Source organism: Bacillus paramycoides (assembly GCF_038971285.1).
Taxonomy (GTDB): domain Bacteria; phylum Bacillota; class Bacilli; order Bacillales; family Bacillaceae_G; genus Bacillus_A.
Map to the genome: position 1 here is coordinate 3,272,833 of NZ_CP152427.1, position 22,997 is coordinate 3,295,829.

The 22,997-nt window shown below is 33.8% G+C and carries 22 protein-coding genes and 2 pseudogenes; 6 read left to right on the top strand and 18 right to left on the bottom strand.

Features of this window, described 5'->3' with window-relative positions; all coding sequences use genetic code 11:
- Window positions 1-465: 465 nt before the first annotated feature.
- From AAG068_RS16850 to sigI, 5 genes are all read right to left on the bottom strand, one after another.
- Window positions 466-1,146 (bottom strand): hypothetical protein, encoded by a 681-nt coding sequence (locus AAG068_RS16850; protein ID WP_342715086.1) that lies wholly within the window; start codon window positions 1,144-1,146, stop codon window positions 466-468.
- A gap of 535 nt (window positions 1,147-1,681) precedes the next feature.
- Entirely contained in the window at window positions 1,682-1,957 is a 276-nt protein-coding gene (locus AAG068_RS16860; protein ID WP_000646593.1) for an ArsR/SmtB family transcription factor, read from the bottom strand.
- 243 nt (window positions 1,958-2,200) lie between these two features.
- The gene (locus AAG068_RS16865) at window positions 2,201-5,548 is read right to left on the bottom strand and encodes a glycosyltransferase (protein ID WP_342715087.1); all 3,348 of its coding nucleotides are present in this window, start codon (window positions 5,546-5,548) and stop codon (window positions 2,201-2,203) included.
- A gap of 204 nt (window positions 5,549-5,752) precedes the next feature.
- Window positions 5,753-7,132 (bottom strand): anti-sigma factor domain-containing protein, encoded by a 1,380-nt coding sequence (locus tag AAG068_RS16870; protein ID WP_342715088.1) that lies wholly within the window; start codon window positions 7,130-7,132, stop codon window positions 5,753-5,755.
- On the bottom strand, window positions 7,122-7,844 hold the full coding sequence (gene sigI / locus AAG068_RS16875) for an RNA polymerase sigma factor SigI (RefSeq protein ID WP_342715089.1): 723 nt from the start codon (window positions 7,842-7,844) through the stop codon (window positions 7,122-7,124). The genes AAG068_RS16870 and sigI overlap by 11 nt, the downstream gene beginning before the upstream one ends.
- 574 nt (window positions 7,845-8,418) lie before the next feature.
- Here sigI and AAG068_RS16880 point away from each other — a divergent pair.
- Window positions 8,419-8,772: pseudogene (locus AAG068_RS16880) on the top strand (TetR family transcriptional regulator C-terminal domain-containing protein); the annotation flags it as partial.
- Window positions 8,773-9,119: 347 nt separating this feature from the next.
- Here AAG068_RS16880 and AAG068_RS16885 read toward each other — a convergent pair.
- On the bottom strand, window positions 9,120-9,377 hold the full coding sequence (locus AAG068_RS16885) for a DUF3963 domain-containing protein (RefSeq protein ID WP_342715090.1): 258 nt from the start codon (window positions 9,375-9,377) through the stop codon (window positions 9,120-9,122).
- Window positions 9,378-9,523: 146 nt separating this feature from the next.
- Complete coding sequence (locus AAG068_RS16890; RefSeq protein WP_342715091.1) at window positions 9,524-10,003, bottom strand: GyrI-like domain-containing protein; 480 nt, start codon at window positions 10,001-10,003, stop codon at window positions 9,524-9,526.
- Between the two features lie 110 nt (window positions 10,004-10,113).
- Here AAG068_RS16890 and AAG068_RS16895 point away from each other — a divergent pair, with 110 nt between their 5' ends.
- Window positions 10,114-11,073, top strand: coding sequence for a helix-turn-helix transcriptional regulator (locus tag AAG068_RS16895; protein ID WP_342715092.1), 960 nt, complete (start codon window positions 10,114-10,116; stop codon window positions 11,071-11,073).
- 187 nt (window positions 11,074-11,260) lie between these two features.
- Here AAG068_RS16895 and AAG068_RS16900 read toward each other — a convergent pair whose 3' ends face one another.
- From AAG068_RS16900 to hcp, 6 genes are all read right to left on the bottom strand, one after another.
- Entirely contained in the window at window positions 11,261-11,632 is a 372-nt protein-coding gene (locus AAG068_RS16900) for a DUF805 domain-containing protein (RefSeq protein ID WP_097908020.1), read from the bottom strand.
- Window positions 11,633-11,931: 299 nt separating this feature from the next.
- Complete coding sequence (locus AAG068_RS16905; protein WP_342715093.1) at window positions 11,932-12,681, bottom strand: ABC transporter permease; 750 nt, start codon at window positions 12,679-12,681, stop codon at window positions 11,932-11,934.
- Complete coding sequence (locus AAG068_RS16910) at window positions 12,682-13,443, bottom strand: ABC transporter ATP-binding protein (protein WP_342715094.1); 762 nt, start codon at window positions 13,441-13,443, stop codon at window positions 12,682-12,684. It abuts the gene before it with no gap.
- A 156-nt stretch (window positions 13,444-13,599) separates the two neighbouring features.
- Window positions 13,600-13,941 (bottom strand): DUF1048 domain-containing protein, encoded by a 342-nt coding sequence (locus AAG068_RS16915; protein ID WP_000889650.1) that lies wholly within the window; start codon window positions 13,939-13,941, stop codon window positions 13,600-13,602.
- Window positions 13,942-14,016: 75 nt separating this feature from the next.
- On the bottom strand, window positions 14,017-14,337 hold the full coding sequence (locus AAG068_RS16920) for a PadR family transcriptional regulator (protein ID WP_103102415.1): 321 nt from the start codon (window positions 14,335-14,337) through the stop codon (window positions 14,017-14,019).
- 419 nt (window positions 14,338-14,756) lie between these two features.
- A complete protein-coding gene (gene hcp / locus AAG068_RS16925) occupies window positions 14,757-16,043 on the bottom strand; it encodes a hydroxylamine reductase (protein WP_342715095.1) in 1,287 nt (428 codons plus the stop codon).
- Between the two features lie 276 nt (window positions 16,044-16,319).
- On the opposite strand from hcp, the gene AAG068_RS16930 reads away from it, so the two are divergent.
- Window positions 16,320-17,351, top strand: coding sequence for a hypothetical protein (locus AAG068_RS16930; RefSeq protein ID WP_342715096.1), 1,032 nt, complete (start codon window positions 16,320-16,322; stop codon window positions 17,349-17,351).
- A 436-nt stretch (window positions 17,352-17,787) separates the two neighbouring features.
- Here the strand turns inward: AAG068_RS16930 and bla2 are convergent.
- A pseudogene (bla2, locus tag AAG068_RS16935) lies at window positions 17,788-18,561 on the bottom strand (BcII family subclass B1 metallo-beta-lactamase).
- 201 nt (window positions 18,562-18,762) lie between these two features.
- Here bla2 and AAG068_RS16940 point away from each other — a divergent pair.
- The gene (locus AAG068_RS16940; RefSeq protein ID WP_342715097.1) at window positions 18,763-19,053 is read left to right on the top strand and encodes a DUF3784 domain-containing protein; all 291 of its coding nucleotides are present in this window, start codon (window positions 18,763-18,765) and stop codon (window positions 19,051-19,053) included.
- Between the two features lie 29 nt (window positions 19,054-19,082).
- Here AAG068_RS16940 and AAG068_RS16945 read toward each other — a convergent pair whose 3' ends face one another.
- Window positions 19,083-19,364 carry a hypothetical protein gene (locus tag AAG068_RS16945; RefSeq protein WP_262787228.1) on the bottom strand — a complete coding sequence of 94 codons (282 nt, stop codon included), beginning with the start codon at window positions 19,362-19,364 and terminating at the stop codon, window positions 19,083-19,085.
- 133 nt (window positions 19,365-19,497) lie between these two features.
- On the opposite strand from AAG068_RS16945, the gene AAG068_RS16950 reads away from it, so the two are divergent.
- Window positions 19,498-19,692 carry a hypothetical protein gene (locus tag AAG068_RS16950; protein WP_098669601.1) on the top strand — a complete coding sequence of 65 codons (195 nt, stop codon included), beginning with the start codon at window positions 19,498-19,500 and terminating at the stop codon, window positions 19,690-19,692.
- 102 nt (window positions 19,693-19,794) lie between these two features.
- Window positions 19,795-20,832: a serine hydrolase domain-containing protein gene (locus AAG068_RS16955; RefSeq protein ID WP_342715099.1), complete on the top strand. Its 1,038-nt coding sequence runs from the start codon at window positions 19,795-19,797 to the stop codon at window positions 20,830-20,832.
- 36 nt (window positions 20,833-20,868) lie between these two features.
- Here the strand turns inward: AAG068_RS16955 and AAG068_RS16960 are convergent, their stop codons facing one another.
- The 3 genes from AAG068_RS16960 to AAG068_RS16970 form a co-directional block, all read right to left on the bottom strand.
- Window positions 20,869-21,117 carry a hypothetical protein gene (locus tag AAG068_RS16960; protein WP_048525552.1) on the bottom strand — a complete coding sequence of 83 codons (249 nt, stop codon included), beginning with the start codon at window positions 21,115-21,117 and terminating at the stop codon, window positions 20,869-20,871.
- A 266-nt stretch (window positions 21,118-21,383) separates the two neighbouring features.
- A complete protein-coding gene (locus AAG068_RS16965; protein WP_048525551.1) occupies window positions 21,384-22,427 on the bottom strand; it encodes a flavin-containing monooxygenase in 1,044 nt (347 codons plus the stop codon).
- A 208-nt stretch (window positions 22,428-22,635) separates the two neighbouring features.
- Window positions 22,636-22,986 carry a glyoxalase superfamily protein gene (locus AAG068_RS16970; RefSeq protein WP_342715100.1) on the bottom strand — a complete coding sequence of 117 codons (351 nt, stop codon included), beginning with the start codon at window positions 22,984-22,986 and terminating at the stop codon, window positions 22,636-22,638.
- Between the last annotated feature and the right edge of the window lie 11 nt (window positions 22,987-22,997).

Sequence of the window (22,997 nt, forward strand, 5' to 3'; positions counted from 1 at the left end):
ATAGATGAACTTCCATATCTTTTCTATTTTAATTTGTATCAATATTACCCAACTATAACTATTCCCTTAAATTTTTGATATTTAAAAATAATCACTTTCAATCCCTATTTGTACTTTGGATGTTTTCATGTTACTGATTTTAAAAGTAATCTCGCAAATTCTTCTTTGATTTTTGTGGTACTTCTTTTAGAATATAAATTAAATAAGTTAGGATTACCTAAAAAACCCCCTAATTTCAATTAGGCATAGAAAATTAGGGGGCGGTATAATAAAAACTCTAAATTAATCATACGTCTTTTTTTAAATTGTAAATGATTATTTTATCCTTACTACTTAAATAAGGATGCTATTTTATTAATCCAATTTGTTCAAGTTCCCAAATTTTAAAAAGAGGATTTTTGATTATTTCCTTTCTCTGCCACTCAACAATTGCACCCTTTAGCTAAAGAAGAACACAACAGTTTATCACTGATTTTTCTTCTCTAATTTTAATTTATTTACAATATAAGATACTAATGTATTCAATGGATTAATAATAGTCTTAGCTGTTTTATACTCAACTTGCTTAGTTGCATCAACCATAGATAATTGAGCAACAGAGATAACTTTCTTTTCATCTTTAATGATTTGATTTAAGAACTTTGTAATTTCTTGGTTGTATTCTTCTTTTAGTCCTTTCATTATCAATTCAAAAACACTATTTATGACAATAACCTCTAAATCTAAAGATTTTTGACGGCTATTAGCATGATGTTTAAGGCGTTCTACTGTACCTTCAACAGTTGCAGGATTTGTAAAAATAATTGTCTGAGGTTGCTGTATATTGCATATGTAATCAAAGAACGGTACATCAATTTTAATGATTGGCACTGATATTGAAAGTTGGTCTTCATGTAAAATTGCAATATAATTTGTACAAGTAATAAGGATAGCATCAACATTACATTGAGCAATCCATTCTATTTGCTCTTTAACTTTATATTGAGCATCTGATTCTTGGAATTTTTCATTTGATGTAACCTGATACATTAATGCTGGGTCAACAAAATGGATTAATTCAATGTTAAATGAGGTAAGTGCATTTTCTATATATTCTATATTTGAATAATGGGCGTGTAAGCATCCTAACCTTTTTCTCAATTCCATTCCACCTTTATTATATTTCTGCTTATTCTATCAGTATGCGAATCCAGGTGTCTATTGAAATTCAGACCTTTCCTTACATTCCACAAAATGGACCTTTAACTGAACAATTTATTATCACTCAATAGGTCCTTAATTGTTTTTTTAATAAATGAGGTAACAAGTAATTTTAAAAAACCGAGGGTGCAGGGGATTTTAGCTATGATTATTTTTATAGTGAGCATGTTGATTTTTCCACTTAGGAATTAAGCTTGGATGGACTTACTTTTACTCCAAACCTATTATTATTTTCTCAAGTGTTTAAGGTAATTAATAATTATAAAGATAGCGTATAGATTGAAATCAAAACATTCTTCCTTCTATTACATATATAAGGAATATGGTATAAAAATTCCATTTTATACCATATATTCAAACAACTATTTTATTTATTAAGGGACTTTGCTTCAGATCTTCACTTTTGTAAAAACCTTAAAAATTCTCTCCATAGAATTGCTTTCGTATCCTCTTCTTAATTTTGAAGTCTAGACAGTCAGCGTTACAACAAACTTGATAAAATTGCCTTTGTACGACTATCCGTTACTTCATAATAAATTTCTAATCCTTTCCGAGTACCTGTAACCATTTTAGTAGCTTTTAGTTTAGATAAATGTTGACTAATTGTACTTTGAGGCATTTGTAATGTTTCATACATTGTTGTTACGTTAGTAGGGCCTTTTGTAAGCATTATTTCTACTAAAGATAAACGGACAGGATGTGCCAATACCTTTAACACTTCAGTGATTTCTACGTACATTTCTTTATTTGCTTTCATATTTCTTACTCCCCTTTTATATAAATATTATTGATATCCATATATATAATTCGAAGGTATATATGATTTTATGTCCGTCATTTTAAAAAAAGATAAAAAAACTTTTTCCCGAAACTAAAGGAGTATCTTAACATAATGTCTCACTATCAGTAATGATTAGGAATTTCGTTATGGAAGCGAAGGCTTTATATTACATATTACTTACTAAAACCAATGAAAAAAGAGAGCAGGTAACCCGCCCTCTTAAGATGCCTCCTTATGTTCCGTGGAATGCTGAACACTCCCCATTCTCTTTAATTTATTCCATCCTACCGCTACTCCTCGAATAGATGAGAATATAGATTTAATGACAACATAAGTCATAAATTGACGATAAATAAAGCGTTGTAAAATTAACCATGCTAGTGGTTTCGGATTCTCTTCCTCTAATTTAAATGCAAAGAGAGACGCGAGAAGGTCCAATAAAAAGAATACAAGGTAAAACCCTAACACTTTTAGCGGATTGCTACTAAACAGCCCCATAATCATTAATATATCTGCTAAAGGAGCAATGAATTGCAGAACATATTGGAATAACCACATGTTAGGCAATGCAATAAATCCTAACGTTTTATGTTTTGTATGAAACACTGCTTTTCGATGTTTCCAAAGACATTGGAGTGTACCATATGACCAACGATATCGCTGTTTAATGAGACTTTTCACATCTTCAGGTGATTCCGTAAAAGCATAGGCCTTTTCTTCATATACAATTTTATATCCTTGACGTAAAAATGTAATAGTAAGATCCGTATCTTCTGCTAACGTATCCTTACTTAAATATCCAGATTCAACTACATTCTTTTTACGCCATGCCCCAATAGCTCCTGGAACTACTGTAATACAATTTAACTCATCAAAAGCTCTACGTTCTAAATTAAACCCTGTAATATACTCAACATGTTGCCAAGTAGTTAACAAGTTTCGTCTATTCCCCACTTTGACATTACCTGAAACTGCCGCTACATTCTGATCTTCAAAGTGTCTAATCATGAGAGAAATAGCGTCTTGCGCAATAATAGTATCCGCATCTAAAGTGACAATGATCTCTCCTCGCGATTGTTGAAACCCTAGGTTCATTGCCGATGATTTCCCGCCGTTTTCTTTCTGAATGAAACGAACTTTAGGGTGTTTATAAAATGTTTCTTGCATTACTTTTGACGTACCATCTGTCGATCCGTCATCCACAACAATAACTTCAAATTCTCCATACTTACTATCCAAAATTGAGCGAATTGTCTTAGCTATCACCTTTTCTTCATTATATGCTGCTATGACAACACTAACAAAAGGTTGATAGGACACATTAATATAGCGAGATAGCGTTTTTCTTTTCTGCTTCCATGCAAAATAAATTAAGAATAAGAATCGAAAAATACCTAATCCAATAGCAATATAAAAAATAGTTGTTAATATATGTTTAAAGTATCCCGCCCCTGAAAAAACAGCTTTATTGTAAAGTAAATATTGCTTCCCTTCAGAAGAAACAGGAGGCATAATTTCATCTCGTTCTTTATTCATTAAATCTGAAATTGTTACAAAACTATATCCATGCTTTTTAAGGTCTTTAATAATGATCGGCAACGCCTCTACTGTATGGGTACGATTCCCTCCTGCATCATGGAGAAGAACAATATTTCCCTCTCCCTTATAAATGGGAGTAAGAGTACGCTTTACTAATTCATTTGTTGATGGTGTTGCCCAGTCTTCAGGATCAACTTTTTCCCCCACCATTGTATAGTTCATATTTTGTGCACGCAAAATAGGCAATATTTCATTTGATGAATCTGGGTTAGCATCCGCTTCATATGGTGGTCTAAATAAAACCGTAGAATGTCCAGTTATTTCTTGAATTAAACGTTGCGTCGTATTAAGCTCTAATTTTGTTCGTAGTAAAGACGTATCAGCGACGTTAGGATGCTTGAAAGTATGATTGCCAATTTCATGACCTTCATCGTATATTCTTTTCACAATATTAGGATGTAGTTGCGCGTTTTCACCAAGTACAAAAAAAGCAGCTTTTATTTTATTCTCTTTCAATATATCTAAAATTTCCGGTGTATATTTCGGATTTGGTCCATCATCAAATGTTAATACTACTTGTTTTCCTTTTGGTTTTCCATGTTGTTGCACTTCGTATGCAGATGGTAAGGATTCATATACTTCATCTGTAAGATACCCATCTTTTCCTACTTTGAAATCTCTCACCCCATTTTTTCTTTCATTCTCAATCTGCAAAATTTCACCTTGGCCAGCATAATTCACTTCATCTAAACTAGTAATTTTATGTAATGCATTAGGATTTTTTTGTGCCTCAATCGGATTTTTTAAAACTTTCCATATTGTAGGGTCTTCTGCTCCTAATCTCCATAACGCAAACCCCTTTGCATTGTTGTCCATTGCGATTTTCACTTGATTATAGAGAGTAACACTATCTAAGAACCAAGCAGTATGTTCTTTCTCTCCTGTTTTATATCTAAAATAAGGATTTCCACTCATGTTATCCCATTGAATTTTCATATTGGAATCATGAGCCATTGCCATAACTTCTGAAAAAGTTAAAGACTTCGCAGGTTTTTTACTATTTATTTCCCAATCATATCCATAGTTACCGAAAGCAACTATAAGTTTATTAGACGGAATATTCAGTTCTTTTAATGTATATTGAAACCATTTATTTGAAGCAATTGGGCCTGGTTCCCCCGCTCCATAATGCTCATCGTACATCATTACAATCATTCGATCTATTACTTTTGCTAACGCACCATAATCAAAAGCCTTATCATTAGCTGGAACATCTTGTGTGACGAGCAAATCATGTTTATGAAAGGTCGTAGTAAGTTCTTTCATGAAATTTGTTAAGTTTTCTCTATCGCTTTCAGGTACGGCCTCAAAGTCAATATTAATACCTGAAAACTGATTCTTTTTAACTTCGCTTACTAAATCATTAATAAATTTCGTCTTCACATCATTCGGCGAATTCAGTAACTTATGGATAAGATCACTATCAGGGCCAGAAGCTTTTTCTGTATAGTTAGTAAGTAACGGCATAATTTTCACATGATTTTTTTGAGCTAGTTTTACAATCTCTGGTTTTATCTCACTTCTAATCGTTAAATCTTCTTTTAAATGATACCATTCTGGTACTAACGTGGTTAATGAATCGATATTTTCTTTTAAAGACGCTGTACTATTTTCATCCCAATTTACATAAAAACCATACACTTCTTTACGTTGTTTACTATCGTTCATCGAATTCACCAAATTTTTATTATCCTTCATTTCGGTATTTGGCTTGAATTCTTCCTTCTTTAACTGCTCCTCACTAAGTTTTTGATTAATTGGTACAAGTTTCGTATCTTGTTTTATAGTAGGATTCATATTTGGAATTTCTGGTGTTGAAAAAATACTTTGAAAGAAAAAATAAAATACAATACTTATGCTAACTATAGAGAAACATAGAAACGAGATAAAAGCTATGTTTCTCCTTCCTTTCGGATCATAAAAAACAGGTTTTGATTTATCTTTCTCTTGTTGAATGTTTTTCTTCATTATATTTTTCACATACTCCTTCTTAATAGAACTATAGAATAATAAAGTGAAACTTTAATCAGCCTCATCAATCGAACATTTATAAGCAGCCCAACTCCCATCTAACTTCTTTGCCTCAGCCAAATTTTGAGATGGGAGTTTTTACTGCTCACAATAGCGAGATAACTCCTTTTAGCTTTGGATTGAATCTCTCACTTCCATATTCTATTGATTCTTCTTTTCATTTCCTTGTTGGTGGCCCCTATTCTCTTGTTGAGATCCTCTTCCATTGTTTCCTTGCTCGTTCCCATTATTTTCTTTCTGGGACCCTCTTCCGTTGTTACCTTGCTCATTCCCATTATTCCCTTGTTGAGATCCTCTTCCGTTGTTACCTTGCTGATTTCCATTATTCCCTTGTTGGGATCCTCTTCCGTTGTTACCTTGCTCATTCCCATTATTCCCTTGTTGGGATCCTCTTCCGTTGTTACCTTGCTCATTCCCATTATTCCCTTGTTGGGATCCTCTTCCGTTGTTACCTTGCTCATTCCCATTATTCCCCTGTTGGGATCCTCTTCCATTGTTACCTTGCTGATTCTCATTATTTCCTTGTTGGGATCCTCTTCCGTTGTTACCTTGCTCATTCCCATTATTCCCTTGTTGAGGCCCTCTTCCGTTGTTACCTTGCTGATTTCCATTATTTCCTTGTTGGGATCCTCTATTTTCTTGCTGAGATCCTCTTCCGTTATTTCCTTGCTGTTGTTCATTATTTTCTTTTATTTGCCTAGATGGCTGTTCCTCTGTTTTCTTTTGTTCTTGATGTTGTGGCTTCTCATATTTTTTGTCTTTTACAGGAGACAAATCTGGTGATACATCAGGAGATGACTCCGGCTGTGATTGCACCTCTTCTTCGTTTTCCACCGGATTAGACGGCGTGGCAGGTGGAGTAAGCGATTTGTTCTTCTCGTTCTCTTGCTTTATATAGACACCTGTGCCAATTCCAGCTTTTCTAGCATTCTCTCGTACTTGCATCGTGCTACTTTGATATTCGACTGTAATATGTTTTAGCTCATACTCTTTCTTTAATTCTTTCATTGCCTTTTCCAACTGTGATTCTAGCGACTTATCCTTTGCAATAGCGGTTAGCATAACTTGCTTATCATTCGTTAAATACTTATCATCTTGACTCTGCTTTATAATTGTACGTATCACTTCTTGCAATTGTTTATTTTCCCATTGCTGCAATTCTTTTAAAATACGCCTTCCATCATCATTACAAGCTTGTAAATCTATAACGCGAAGATCCTTCGTTACGCTCACCTCTAAACTTGGATTAATGTCAACTGAGACGTAAGCAAATACTTTTTCTTCCGGTTGGTTGTAGAAAAATAACAGCGCACATAGAAAACAAGCAACGAGTAATGATGCCGGCTTTAAGAAATAAGGGATTGAAAAACGCGATGCTTTTTGTTCTTGTTCTTCAAACGAGATTTCCTCTCCAATCACGCAAGAATCCCCTTTTCTTTTACACGTAATAAACTCTCCATTTGGTGTTAAAACAACTACGCTATGTTTTTTTATATCCATCACAATTCCTTTATTCATCATGCTTCCCTCCCCTTATATAATCAAGAATGTATGTATAGTTGTTTACGAAGATAATACACATTGCAATGATATATTTTCTATGCCGCTCCAACGTTTTACGACTTACCCTAACACGCGGTTCAATATGTTTAAGCGGTAACTTTTTCTTTCGGAACAGCTCCTCCATCATTTCTTCTTCTTTTATAATAATCTTCACAATTTCTATTAAGTGCTCACGCGTATCACGATGCTTAGGGGATTCTTTAGCAAGCTCTGAAAATGTGATTTTAAACTCAGCTAACACACTTTGAAAATGAAGAATTTCCTCCTTACGGTTACTATTTTCCATCTCTTTCATATACTCCGTAAGTGATACTTGCATTTCTAACATTTCCTCTTGCTCATCTTCTTTTAAAAAGACAAGGTTATGCTTAGACTCCTTGCGTATATAGTCAATTACATCTCTTTTTATAAGAAGATCAGCAAACGCTAGAAAAGATTTCCCCTTTTTATATGAATACTGTTCAATTGCTTCATTAAACGCAAACAATCCAATACTATATTCATCATCCTGTTCTGTAATATATCTGCGGCAGACAGACGAGATTGATTTTCTAATAAACGGCTGATACTGCACGATAAAAGCTTCTTTATCTTCTTCGTTATTTTGTATGTTATATACGATATCTTCTATTTTTGGTTTTCTTAAGATCTTCATTACTAAACTCAACACTTGTAATCTCCCAGCCTCCTTCACATAGAAAAATGGTCACTAAACAAGTGACCATTCAACCACATTTTGTTAGTACTTTTCTTTTGGTTTGTCTTCTTGCTGTTACTTATATTTTTCGAGACTAACTTTTTTCACCGTTTTCCTAATGATTTCTCTTTTCTCTCGGCACTATAGTTAAACCTATATTTTAATGTACGTTCTTATTTTCTTCCGCTTGTTTTGCTTACTCTTTTTCTATTTTATCTGCAATCCTTGAATAACTCTTCTTTATATCATTGGTAATTCCATCCTTTTATTTCGGATGCCCACTTAATCTAGTAATTTTATTAACACTTCAATATTCTTTCATAATCATTTTTCTTCTATTAATTTTCTTCACTATACATATTCGGAGGAATACAAAGTTTTATGGGGGTCAAAAATATTTTTTATAAAAAATATTTATTAAATTAAGTTGAGCTCTCATTATATATAAGAAAATCTGCTATTCTCATTATTTCCTGCCGATTTTTTCTATTGTTATCTTTCTTGATTATCATAATATGTCTTATGTGCGTATTTTTGATTATTTCCTTTTCATAAAGCAATGGAAAATAAAAAGACAGCAATCGATAAAATTCTTGCAATTTTCCTTGTATATCAAAATGCAGCTAATAATCCCCCTATTGCTGGAGGCTGTCCATTGCTTAATAGCGCAATTGAAAGTACTGGAGTATTCCCAGAATTACAAAAAGCAGCAGCAAAAGGTTATGATGATACAGTAATGTTAATGGCTTCTCTCATAAAAGAAGGAATAGAGAAACAAGAGCTTAAAGAAGATATAGACATTATATCGCTCGCTTCTTTTCTTGCATCTTCAATGGAGGGCGCTATTATGGCAAGTCGAGTATCTAACGATAATATACACCATCAGTATTTTATTGAATAAATAAAACATCACCTTTTCTCTTATTCTAAATAAGTGAGAACTTGCATTGCTTTCATTCAATTTTTATAGGCTTAAATTGAATAAACCCCTCTCATAAAAAGTATTTACTGCTTATGAGAGGGGGATTAGTTTTTAGCAAATGTAGCTTTTGGGACGCTGTATATTATGCATACTACCAATCTCTTTTTCACATACCTCTCCTTTTTATCCTATATTGTACAAAAGAAAGCCTTTTTATTTAAAAGAATATCCACTTTGGTGTCTCCGTTTAAAGAATTACCTAGTTCCCTTTTCCTATAGATAGACAAAATATTGGGCACTAAATGAACTGTCCCTGAAGTAAGGTTCTAAAAATATCCTATCCATAGAGCTACTAAAACTACTACTAACAAAGCAAAACAAAATGTGATATTTCGAATCCACTTTTGTATATCATCAAAATACTTTTCTATAAATACGCTGTAAATAGAAAGCATAGGAAGTAGCACAATGAAAGTAAAGGATCCCAATTTATCGTTAAATTTTTCATTGGTATATGTGCTTACATGAAGGAATAGAAAAATAAACGCTACTATGAATAGCTCAAATATCCTTTTTTTATTCAAATCGCCACCAACTTACATTAATTTCCTTTTATTCCATTTTATCAGAACATAATGTGTAGTAGCATATGAATAATTTATTTATGTCAAAAAGGCCAACAATTCAATATTGTTAGCCTCTACTTTCCATATTGGTACCTTTTATCACTTTACTTCCTAACAACTGGAATCCACATTTCACCAAATACTAAGCCGTCTCTCTGTCCCATCTCAACCGTTGTATTCGGCCCACCAACATAGGCAAAATCTTTTGCATCTGGTAAAACTTGACCGAAGGCAATGTCAGTCAGCTTATTGCTTAGCTCTTCAGCCGTTTTGTCTTCCCCTTTCACTACTAAGTATTCTCCCTTCGGAAACTGGATTACTCTAGATGCTTCTTCTATTTGTGCCTCTGTCATAACACCAGCATAATACATCATCTTGTTATTCACCGCTTCACTCACAGAAAAAATGTATTCATTTGTAGCTAGAGCCTTTAAAGTATCCAGCCTTCCATCTTCTTTAACAGCCGACCAAAAGTCTTCCTTTTCTTTATTGATTCCAGCAAAGTCTGTATAGTCACTCTTAATTTCAGTTCCAATACCTAACACAATAAAGCTATCTTTTTCTTCAATCGTATAATTTTTCATATTCAAAACCTTCCTTCTTTTAAAATGAATCAAATGATTTATCTTTTCATCTGATAAGTTTATAATATCTTTAAATCATGTCAAAAAATGATACTGTTTAGGAGACTCCAATGAAAAAAGTTGAACGTATTAATACAATCATGCGTTATATCAACAATCGCTCCCACTTTACAATTACTGAAATCATACGAGAATTTAACATATCACGATCGACAGCTATTAGAGACATTAGAGAAATTGAAGCTATGGGCATGCCACTTGTTGCTGAAGTTGGGAGAACTGGTGGATATTTTGTTATGCATAACTCTATCCTGCCCGTTGTTCACTTTACTGATAATGAAGTGAAAGCTCTTTTTATTGCCTTTATGGCTACAAGAAATCAACAACTTCCCTATTTAAAAAGTCGCCAGTCTTTAGCCGAAAAACTACTAGGACTCATCTCCGAAACTCAGCAAGATGACCTTGTTCTTTTAAATCAACTCTTGCTTTTTGAAGGGACTAACCCTCATAATCCCGATTTACTTGAGCTTTCTGACCTCCCCCACCCTATGTTAGAAAAACTCATTCAAATCCTTCTTTTGGATAGACATTTATTGATTACTGTCAAAGAAGAAAAAATCAAGTCTTATCCAATTTACCTATTACACCTTTATCAAGAAAAAAGCCATTGGATCATTGAAGGATTTGACTTAAAAGAAGAAAAGAAGCTGATGTTTCCTGTCGATGACCTCATTAATATCGAACCGTACACAACGAAAAAGAGGTTAAATACGAAAAAGATTTTAGAAAAACTCAATAAAAAGGACGAGGTAATGAACCTTGTACTTGAACTTGGCCCAAAAGCAATAGCCCAGTTCAAAAAATACCACCCTTTCAAAGTTTCAATTTCTTATACAAACCCTTACCAAACTACAGCCATTTTAAAAACATTTATCGATGTTCACAATTCCGATGAAGTGACAGAGATGACAAATTGGCTACTTTTCTTAGGGAAAGATCTTACAATCAAGGAAATGCCCGAAGAAGTATTAAACGATTTCCAAGAGAGGTTATGTTTATATTCACCATAAGCAGCGATCGGTTACACCTCAAAATATTGAATTTAATTCGTTACCAGTTGTCCATAATTTTAAATTCCTAGGGAAAACATTGTATTTGCTATCAAAGCTGAACGAAGCTTCTAAGAATAATACAATAAAAAGGTGTGAACTAGCTTTTAGTTCACACCTTTTTATATTAGAGTTTACTATACATACATTAAATTGCTTGTTTCAGATTTGAATGTGGATTTGGTCCATACTTATTCTCGCCTTCGTCACTTTCAATGATACAAAACACAAGTAGAACCGCTCCTCCAAATGGCACCAAATTTAATAGCTGCCACCATCCGGTTTTTCCACTATCATGTAATCGACGAGCTTCCACTGCCAGAGTAGGAACGATAAAAATTGCTATATATAGCAAAGTAATATTGGCTCTTAAATAGAAGACAGACGGAGAATATGAGGCAAAATATATTAATGACCAAAACGTAACCTTATTAACTAAAGTAAAAATCCAGTACTCTTTTCTCGTTGCTCTCCCACTAAATTTGGCATAGTTTTTGAGAGCATATAAATACCATTTCATTTGAATCTCTCCCTTTTCCATCCCCTAAACAATTAATTTATACATTATATACCTTATAAGTATAAATATAACACATCACAACTATGACCTCTATATTTATATAGAATATTCTGTTTATTTTCAAGTTATTTTAGTTAAGCGTTACATACCATATTTCATGGCATTTGTATTCAATTCATTATTCTCCTATTTACTTTAAAACTACTACAATTAAGCGAAGTATGAATGTATTATTAAAGCACGGAAAATCTTCCCGTGCTTTTTCTAAAACGTATATAATTTCGGATGATTTAATTCACTTACCCTAACTGACGTTTAAATGCTTTACTAGCAAAAAAGTACGAGATAATCATGATTCCTACGCACCAAGCAAGCGCAATCCAAATATCGTTGCCAACAGTCCCTTCATATAAAAGGGCACGAATGGCATTTACAATTGAAGTTACAGGCTGATTCTCTGCAAATGCACGAACAATTTTTGGCATCGTTTCAGTAGGTACAAAAGCTGAACTAATAAATGGTAGAAAAATTAGTGGGTACGAGTACGCTGTCGCTCCCTCCATAGACTTCGCTTTCAGCCCTGGAATGATAGCTAGCCATGTGAGCGCTAGCGTAAACGTTCCTAGTATCCCAACTACTGCAAGCCATTCTAGCATATTAGCACTGGAACGGAAGCCCATTAAGAGCGCAACAAGTATAACCACTACGATAGTAAGAGCATTCGCAACAAGAGAGGTTAAAACGTGAGCCCACAATATCGATGAGCGCTTAATTGGCATCGTAATAAAACGTGCCATTAGCCCACTCTTTACATCCGTAAATAATCGCACAGAAGTGTAAGCCACACCGGATGCGATAGCCATTAGCAAAATTCCTGGCAATAAATAATTAACGTAGTTATCCGTTCCTGTCTTTATCGCCCCGCCAAACACGTAGACAAACAATAGCATCATCATAATTGGTGTAATCGCTACTGTAATAATTGTATCCGGACTACGCATAATATTACGCATTAAGCGCCCTAGTAATACCCCTGTTTTGCTTTTCATTTACATCTCCCCCTTTTTACCAATAATCGCAAGGAAAATTTCTTCCAATGTCGGCTGCTTCTCGATATACTTCACTTTTGCTGGCGGGAACATCTCTTTTAGTTCAGTAAGAGTACCTGTCGTAATAATTTTTCCGCCATGCAAAATAGCGATACGATCTGCCAGTTGTTCTGCTTCCTCTAAATACTGGGTTGTTAGCAAGATGGTTGTGCCTCCACCAGCAAGTTCCTTGACTGTATCCCACACTTCGATCCGCGCTTCAGGATCAAGTCCAGTCGTTGGTTCGTCAAGAAAAATAACTGCTGGCGCCCCAATCAAACTCATCGCGATATCAAGCCGGCGCTTCATCCCGCCTGAATACTGATCTGCCCTCTGATTAGCCGCATCCGTCAGGATAAATCTTCCAAGCAAATTGTCAGCGATTTGAACAGGATTGGAGACACCACGTAACTTGGCAATCATGATCAAGTTTTCCCTCCCGGTAAGCATGCCGTCTAAAGCTGCGAACTGCCCTGTCAAACTGATGCTTTGACGAACATGATCTGGTTGACGTTCGATATTAAATCCACAAATACTTACTTCACCATCATCTTGTTTCATTAGCGTCGAAAGGATATTTACCGTTGTCGTTTTCCCCGCTCCATTTGAGCCTAGCAGCGCGAAAATTTCGCCACGCTGCACTTCAAAATCCACTCCCTTTAAGACTTCTTTATCTTTAAAAGATTTTTTTAATCCTTTTACAGAAACCGCTGCATTACTCATACTTTTTCCCCCTTTATCAAAATAGATTACCTATACCCTCTATTTAGTATCACTGATAATCTGTAATACTTAGTAGTGATTTAAAAATATAACTGAATAGCGATGGTGGCAATTCACATTTGTAACCAGCTAATCAGTTGGTATTCCTAATTGTATTTATTTTTTTCTCAACTTCTTCATAATACTTTCATTCAAATCTTCACGATACTTGGAGACATACGTTTTAGCGTTTGCCACTAGTTCGTCAGCAAAAGATGCTACGTCTTCCCCAGTAATGTCAAGCACTTGTCTGCCTTCTGCTGCACCAGCTTCAAACAAATCGATTAATTCATACTGTATGTGCAGCATATCCATACCGTTTCCGGTCGAAAAATTCCACATGTAGTTTTGAATTTTCTTAAACACAAATTGATAGTCCTCGGGTAGTGCTGCAACACGTGCCATCATCATTCTGTACTCTTTTTTATCACCAATTAATTTTTTGAATATTTCCAACATATTATTTTCCTCCTTTTTTATAAAGCAGAACAAGAAACTCTCCAAATATGAGCCGGAACATTTTATATTATGAGGCTAGTTTGACTTCAAGACGTTAATTTTTGAAGATACAAAATCCCATTTTTTCCAAAACAATTCAAGTTCCTGACGGCCTGCTTCATTTAATGAATAAAACTTACGAGGCGGCCCCATATCTGATGGTTTCTTTTCAATATTCACAAGCTTTTTCTTTTCTAATCGTACGAGGATAGTATAAACCGTCCCTTCTACGACTTCGGTAAACCCAAGATCATTCAGGTAGCGGGTAATCTCATAGCCGTACGTTTCACGGCGGCTGATGATTTCCAGTACACACCCTTCCAGTGAACCTTTCAACATTTCAGTTAAATTTTCCATATCCTGATCCTCCTTTACCCCCTATTCTGTCTGACTTATATTCAGTATCACAGAGTACTAAGGCGAATTTTTACTGAATAGCTTTTGAGTAAAACCACACTATTCAGTATTACTTATTACAACTACATTGTATGACTAAGTAGTTGTGAATGTCAACTGATTTTTAAAATTTTTCTAAAAACCGCTATTACCTATCGTTTGCTGAAAATATTTTGAGAAACAGCACTACTCAGTATTACCTATTACAAGTACATTGTATGACTGAGTAGTTGTAAATGTCAACTCGATTTTTATATTTTTCTAAAATCAACTATTACCTATCCCACTAAAAAAAAATGCCCCGAAACAAAAATTCTACATTTTTGTTTCGGGGCGCTATAGGCCAGTTCTTCTTCTGAATAAGACAAATCATCCTTTTGTTACGATAACATCATTTCCATATCTTCCGCTGCATTTGTAATCAGTTTCAAACCGAATGTTTCTTGTAATACATCAAGCACGCCAGGTGAAATAAATTCAGGCGCCTTTGGACCGATGCGAATATCTTGAATGCCGAGACTAAATAGTCCAAGTAAAATCGCAACCGCTTTTTGTTCAAACCATGAAAGGACAATACTAACTGGCAATTCGTTCACTTCACATTGAAATGCATCTGCTAAAGCGGCTGCTATTTTCACTGTAGAAATTGAATTATTGCATTGTCCTAAGTCAATGTAACGCGGAATCTCTGTACCAGGTACAACACCGTACTCTACATCATTAAAGCGGAATTTTCCGCAAGAAGTCGTTAAAATAACCGTTTCTGGCGGAAGTGACGTTGCTAATTCACGATAATATTCCCCGCCTTTTCCTGGTGCATCACAACCTGCGATGACAAAGAAACGCTTAATCTTCCCTTCTTTTACTGCCTCAATAATTTCTGGGGCCAATGATAATACTGTATTATGATGAAACCCTGTTACTAACTGTTCATCCGACTCCATATGTACTTCTGGAAGTTCTAGCGCTTTTTGAATCAACGGTGCAAAATCATCATTTTCAATTTTTTGTACACCTTCTAAACCTGCGATATCATATGAAAAGAATCGATCAGAGTATAATCCTTTAATTGGCATTACACAGTTCGTTGTCGCTAATATGGCACCTGTAAATTTTTCAAAAAGACGTCGTTGATCATACCATGCCTTACCGATGTTTCCTTTTAAATGCTTATATTTTTTCAGCTGCGGATACCCGTGTGCTGGTAACATTTCAGAATGCGTATAAATATTAATTTCTTTTCCTTCTGTTTGTTTTAATAATTCTTCTAACGCAAACAAATTATGACCAGTAACTACAATTGCTTTACCTTCCACATGGTTTTGTGTAATTTGAACAGGTTCTGGAACACCAAAGTGATTCGTATGTGCCTCATCTAACAACTCCATTACTCGTAAAGCCGATTTCCCAACTTTCATAGCCATATCAATATGTTCTTGTTCATTAAAGTTAGAATTTGTTAATGTCATATACAATGCTTCTTGCGTTGTAGCATCTACAAAACCATCCGTATACCCTAGCTGAGCAGCATGCGTACGATAAGCAGCAATTCCTTTTAATCCAAATACAATCGTATCTTGTAAACTTGCTATTGTTTCATTTTTACCACAAACACCTATTACTTTACATCCGCCTGTTGGCGTTTGTTCACATTGATAACAAAACATGATCATCCCACCCTCTCCCAATCATTCCTTACAAATCAAGCATAATACCCATTGAGGAAAAGGGATGTGATATCAATCACAATAAAATATAAAAATTTGTGACAGTTCACATTGTTGACATAATATTGTTACTGTCTTCTAATATTCATATTTGCAAATCATTATTTATTTGCATCATATATCGGCGTACTGTTAAGGAATACAAATATCATATTTATTTAACATTTCACAAAATTTTCCTTACTGATGGTACAATTAAAGTTATGGAGGGATAATATGGTATATACGATGGTTTATTACGGAATACTGTTTCTTATACTCGGTATTGCAGTATTTCTATTTATTATCGCTGGATCACGAAAAATTAGGAATAAAAATCTTTCATTCGTATTGATCGGTTTAGGGATGAATATACTTGTAAGCCCAGTGTCACTTTTTATAGGGGTGATGGCAACAGATTCTCCCTATAGTACTAGACTAGATTTTTGGAAAGGATTTCTCTTTATTCAAGGAATACCTCTTTTCTTACTACTTATAGCTTTCATTTGGTGGCTTATTCGCACGCCAAAAGTAACAGTTCAAACAAGTATTGAAAAAGAACTTGAACAAAATAGTAAAAGTACTAAGAAAAAAGCGACACGAGGACGTCCCATTACTACCTTACGTATTGTAATTCCAATTATTTTAGTAGTAGGCTGTTTGTCTTACATTTTGTATTTACAGGACATTACACTTAAAAAAAGTCATTCTCCAAATAATAAAAATACGATTAAGGTAGTAAAAATAGATTCAGACTCTTCTCATGGTTCCTTTCCTGTAAGAATTAAATACGGCTTATGGGAACATTTTGACACAAGTATTGCAAATGACGGGGAACGTCTCGATTCCTCAAACGTTTCCGTAGATTGGAAAAACGATTATGAAGCAACGATAACGCTACGAGGAAAAGAATCCGTACCTGAAGTTGTGGAATTTGACATATCAAATAAATCCAATGGTCCTGTTTTTAAGAAGGTACAAAAAGTGGTCAGTTCCTTTACCTTTCAAAAAAGTGAATCTCCAAATTTAATAAATATTATCGAGCTTAGAGAAACAATAAAATCAAAAGGACCAAGTCCCAGTTCAACTGTAAGAATCTATTATGGGAAAAGAGGTAGCATTTTAGAAAAATATAAAGAGGTCACTCTTAAGGAAATGTATACGACAGACAACTTCAATATCAATTGGAGAAACGATGAACAAGTACAAGTAGAAGTAATAGAGGAAAATTTAGTAACGGCTACCATCGTGATTGATTTGTCAAAATGAATTTATTTTTCACATGTTATAACTGTGTTCTATCCGGCACACGAGAGATACATAGCATTTACAAATAAATAGATTTATAAACATGATGAACCGCCCCTTTCTTTACAATACATTTACATTATCTTAACATTGTTTACATTATTTATATGATATATTTATATAGAATCTACTTAATAAATTTCATGTACATTGTTATCTTTATAATCTATTATCTGATTGATAAGAGATTATGTTATATTTTCATACCAGGGGTGAATGAGAATGACTGAAACTTTAAAAACACTTATAATGCTTGATGCTACTTACGTTGTTATCGCTATTATGACAGTACTGATATTTGTATACTTGGAATTAAAATCTCAGTAACGTATGCAGGCTTTGCATTTAAATATAGTTAGAAGAAAGCGAGGAGAAAATTGTTTCTCCTCGCTTTTTCTTATTTCAACAAATCCAATGTATGTAAAAGTAATCCTCTGTCCCCTACTTCTCCATGACCAGGCACTACTGCATTTATATTTCTATATCGCGTCAGCACATTCTCAACCGATGTAGACCATTCATTTACATAAGCATCAGCAACGTTCCCTAAATCTTTCGCAGACCTAGATTTCACTAAACAGCCTCCAGCTAAAATGTTGTATTGTGGTAACCATACGACAATATTATCTTCTGTATGCCCTTTTCCTGGGTAAAATGTTTCTACTTTCATATTTCCAAACTTCAAATTTGTAACGGTTTGTAAATCTCCAAGTGGTTCTTCCTATCCATTTTTCTTTGCTAGTTCTGCAGTTAATGCCGTACTATGCGCTTTAATACCTCTTTCTTTCAACATTTTAATTCCGTCAATACGATCAGCGTGCGCATGTGTAATAATGACATCCGTTACGCGCTTCTTAAATTTCTTTTCTACCATTTCTATTAATTCCTTCGTTAACTTATCATCCCAAGAAGAATCGACAAGTACTAAACCTTCAGAAGTAATAAGAACTAGACCGTTCGAAGGAACTGCTTCCCCGTTAAAATAACCTAACTCCGTATGAACCCATACATGCTTGTTTAACTGAGAAATTGAAATGGTTCCTGATTCATTTTTTATTACTTTTTGCTCTAGCTTTTGTTCCGCTTTCACAGAAGAAATTGTACTCATAAATTGAGTTGCTCCTAGTAAACTTACACATACCCCTACTTTTAATAATATATTCTTTTTCATTTTCTCCACCCTTTCTTTCAAACGAAATAGTTATTACCTATAATAGACAATTCATCTCAAATATTTGTTCCATATTTTCTTACATATTTTTCATAACATGAATAAAAAACGCACAAAATTTTGTGCGCTTTAATTGTATTTTGTTAAACATTCAAATTCATACTATAATTTATTTATAACCCTTTAACGGAGGTGTTTTCAATGACTCTCTTCGCTTCTCCATCATTATTCATACTAGCAATCATTTCATTTGCACTAGCCTATTTCATCGGAGTTAAACAATACACTTGGCTCTTATCAGGATTCAATGAACGCCGTGTGCCAAATAAAGATAAGTTATCAAAAATAGTTGGTCTTTATAATTTAACTGCCGGTGCTATTGCCACAATTGGTAGTGTCTTCACTACTCCTAATGTCAAAATCTTATTTCCTATCATTATAATCGGCCACGTTATAATTGCTGCTTATGTAAATACACGCATGGTGCATTGAAAAAAGATCATCCAAATGGATGATCTTTTTTATAATTTATCAACATATTGCTTCGCTTCTAGTAAAGAAAAACCAAAAGCCTCTCTTACTCTTTTAACTGCTGTAACTGTTTTTCCTTCTTCCATAAGCTGGCGTAACTCTTTATTAATTTCAGGTTCTCTATCTATAATTCCCATTTCTTTCGTAATTAGCTGTAATCTATCTTCCATCCTCTTTAAACGTGCATCCGTTTTCTTTTCGATTCTATTTAATTTTTCAACAATATAAATAAACCCAAAGACCGCTATCGGTATGATCATCCAAAATTCCATGACTATCCCCCCTATTAGCTTTCATTTGTTTTATTCCATTATCTTATGTAAATTTTACCATAAAACACATTTAATGTATAATAGTAATATACAACAATGTTGATAAAACCTTTTATTTTAGGGGGGACACTTTATGAAAAGATTTTTAAATACGTTGCTACAATTTGTAGTTCTTTCAATTGCACTACATTTATTATTTGATATCGTTGGCTGGCTTGTTTTCAATGCGCCAATTCAAAACAAACAAGTTATCATTTCCTTACTAACAACTTCATGGTTTATGTACATGTACCGAGATAAATTTTTTAAAACATTCACTTCGAATTAACTAAAAAAACTTCATCGATAAAAGATGAAGTTTTTTCTTTTTCTCTCTATTTACTACTGTATAATAGAACTAACATTCTGTCTTTTTAAGAAAGGAGTCACTATGAACTTAAAAAGTAACGATATATACGAAAAAATGAACCAATATTCCGTTGCAGGTTTAAGCCTTGCTATTATACGTGATGGCAAACTAGACGAAACGATTGCCTTTGGAACGCTTGAATCTAGAACAACTAGAACTGTCACTACGAATTCTATATTCAACTCTTGTTCAATTAGTAAATTCATCACTACAATGCTCGTACTAACGTTATCAGATCAAGAAATCATACATTTAGATGAAGACATAAATGATAGACCCACATCTTGGAACATACCTACCAACCTATTTACCTCACAGAAAAAAGTCACCCTGCGAAATTTATTAAGTCACCAATCTGGAATTATTGATCCTCCTAATAGTTTTGGACATTATACATTTGCACAAGGGCGACCAAACATGTCTGAACTCCTTGCCGGTAAAACATCCTATTGCCCAGTACCAATAGAAATAACTTATAAACCAGAAAGCGAATTTCACTACTCCGATGCAAACTTTTGTATTATTGAACTACTACTTGAAGATATAACTGGAAAACCATTCAATCTTTTACTTGAAGAATATATCATTCAGCCACTCCAGCTAAAAAATAGTACAGTATTCTCTTCTGAAGATATAAATAAAATGGAGACCTTTGCTTGCGAGCATAATAAAAATGGCACCGTTACAAATGAAAAGTATCCATTTTATCCCTTCGCAGCTGCTTCAGGTATTTGGACAACACCAACAGACTTATCAACTTTAGTAATTGAAATCATTCATTCCTTACAAGGAAAGGGCAAACTAAAACTTTCTCAAAAAACAGTACAAGATATGATTTCACCTCAAGGTTGCTCAAAATGGACTGGATTAGGGGTTTTTCTAGATAATTCTAATGAAGACTTACAAATATATTCACTTGGATGGGGCGTTGGATTTCAATGTATGATGGTTTGTTATCCATACCGGGGTAATGGTGCTGTTATTATGACGAACACTGACTTAGGTGTTCATCAAATGGAAGGGATTATTGGTGACGTCTTAAAAATGTTATCCTTATAATGAAAAGAAAGAAGCTGTTCCTTCCAGCTTCTTTCTTTATATAACATTTTTCGCAACAATTTTTATATGTTCTGGTGCGATAATCTCCGTTATACTTTCTTGGAAATCTTCCTGCAACATTTCTTCAACATGTTCTAGCTGCACTTCAACATGTGTGCATTCTAAATTATGTATATTTAATAGTGCATAATGATCTTTTTTCTTAATTACTAAATATTGATTCTCCTCTGTTACTAGTACAGAACCTAATCGTACTCCTAGTAGGCGTTGATCATCAAACTTCACAACCATCCCCCCTTACTTTATATGTAATAAAATAACATTTTATGTAATCTGTTCTTTATAAACTATATCACAATTTATTAAAATATAAATATCATATTTCTTTTTCCTAAAAACCCCCTATTCTTTTATATATTTCGATAGAAAAAACTTTCTCAACATAAAATTAGAATTTTCAGTTTTTATTCTTATGAAAATCAATTATAATAAAGTCAATAAATGTTTGACCTCTCCTAATTCATGTACATATGGATGATCAGTAGTCGCTGCTACTGATCTATTTTTTTGATTTCAGAAAGTAAATACGCCGCATCCTTTCCTACACCACAAATAAGTGCAGAACCTCTTTGAGACTGCCACGGTAAACCGATATAATACAATCCTCCTACTGGACTTATCCCCTTTACATGATTTGGAAATCCATTCTCATTCACTGCCTTTTCAATTTCAATCCAGTTATAATTCTGAATAAAACCTGTTGACCATATAATACTTTCTGCACTATATGTTTCACCGTTCTGAAACATAATGTTATTTTCTGATGCACTTACTACTTTTTCCTGTAGTTGTATTGCTCCATTACGAATGAGTTCCTTACCTTCAAATCCAAAAATAGGATCTTTTCTCTTCTGAAACCATTTCCCCCTCTTGGTACTAACTTCAGCATACAATAAACCCAATTTTTCTAACCAATTAAAAATACTTTTTCTAAAAAAATGTAACGGTAAAAACGTTAAAGGATGACTGATAGACATCATAACTTCATGAGTTTTTGCAAGTTCTACTGCTATTTGCATTCCTGAATTCCCGCCACCTACTACTAGTACTTTCCCTTGTGGAATTTGTGATGGTGATTTATATTGTGATGAATGTATTTGAAAAACATGTGATGAAAGATTTTCTGAAACTGAAGGGATAAATGGTTGATGAAACCCACCCGATGCGATAATAACTTTTTTCGATTGTAAAATTTCTGTAGGAGTGTGCAATTCAAATATTTCTTTCTCTTTCCTTATTTTTAAAACTTCCGTTTGCAATTGGATTGGTAATTGAAAATGTCTTGCATATTCTTCTAAATACGTTGCAATTTCATCTTTATGTGGAAATTCATTCCTTTCCCCTTTTAATATCATCCCGGGTAAACTACTATATTCTCTCGGTGTAAAGAGCTGTAAAGAATCATATCTGTTTCTCCATGAATCCCCAATTCGGTTTCCTGCCTCAAGTAATAAAAAATTATATCCTTCTTGCTTCAAGTAATATCCCATTGTTAATCCAGCTTGACCCGCTCCAATAATAATTACATCTAACATCTTTTTCCTCCTTCATAAAACATATGAATATATGATCATCCGTTCATATGTTTTATGATACAATTTATTTTTCAATAATTCAATTTGTTTAACAAAAAGAAAAAGAGTAGTTTGCTACTTTATGAACTACTCTTCATTACATTTATTTAATACGTAATTACACTGCACTATCTATAAAAAATTTATATAGTAATCCCTTCCGGCTCTACTATCTCTCCTCATAAAATACGATTCTATTTGAAAACGGATCATTTACAGTTAATTCAATTATATCCCAAGGTGTTTTTTCTATATTTGGCTTTGAATAAGCATATTCTTGATTCAATAATATAGAATGATAATCCTCTACATTATCTATTTTGATGCGAATCGCACCACCTGGCGAAGCATCTCCATGATGTTCTGATAAATGTATTACAGCATCATGCAATGAAATTTGCATATATAATGGCATATGTTTCTCATACCGATGTTCCCAATCCAGTTTAAATCCTAAAAAATCTAAATAAAATTGCTTTGCTTGTTCAATATCAAAAATTCTAAATATAGGTGTAATCATTTATAATCCTC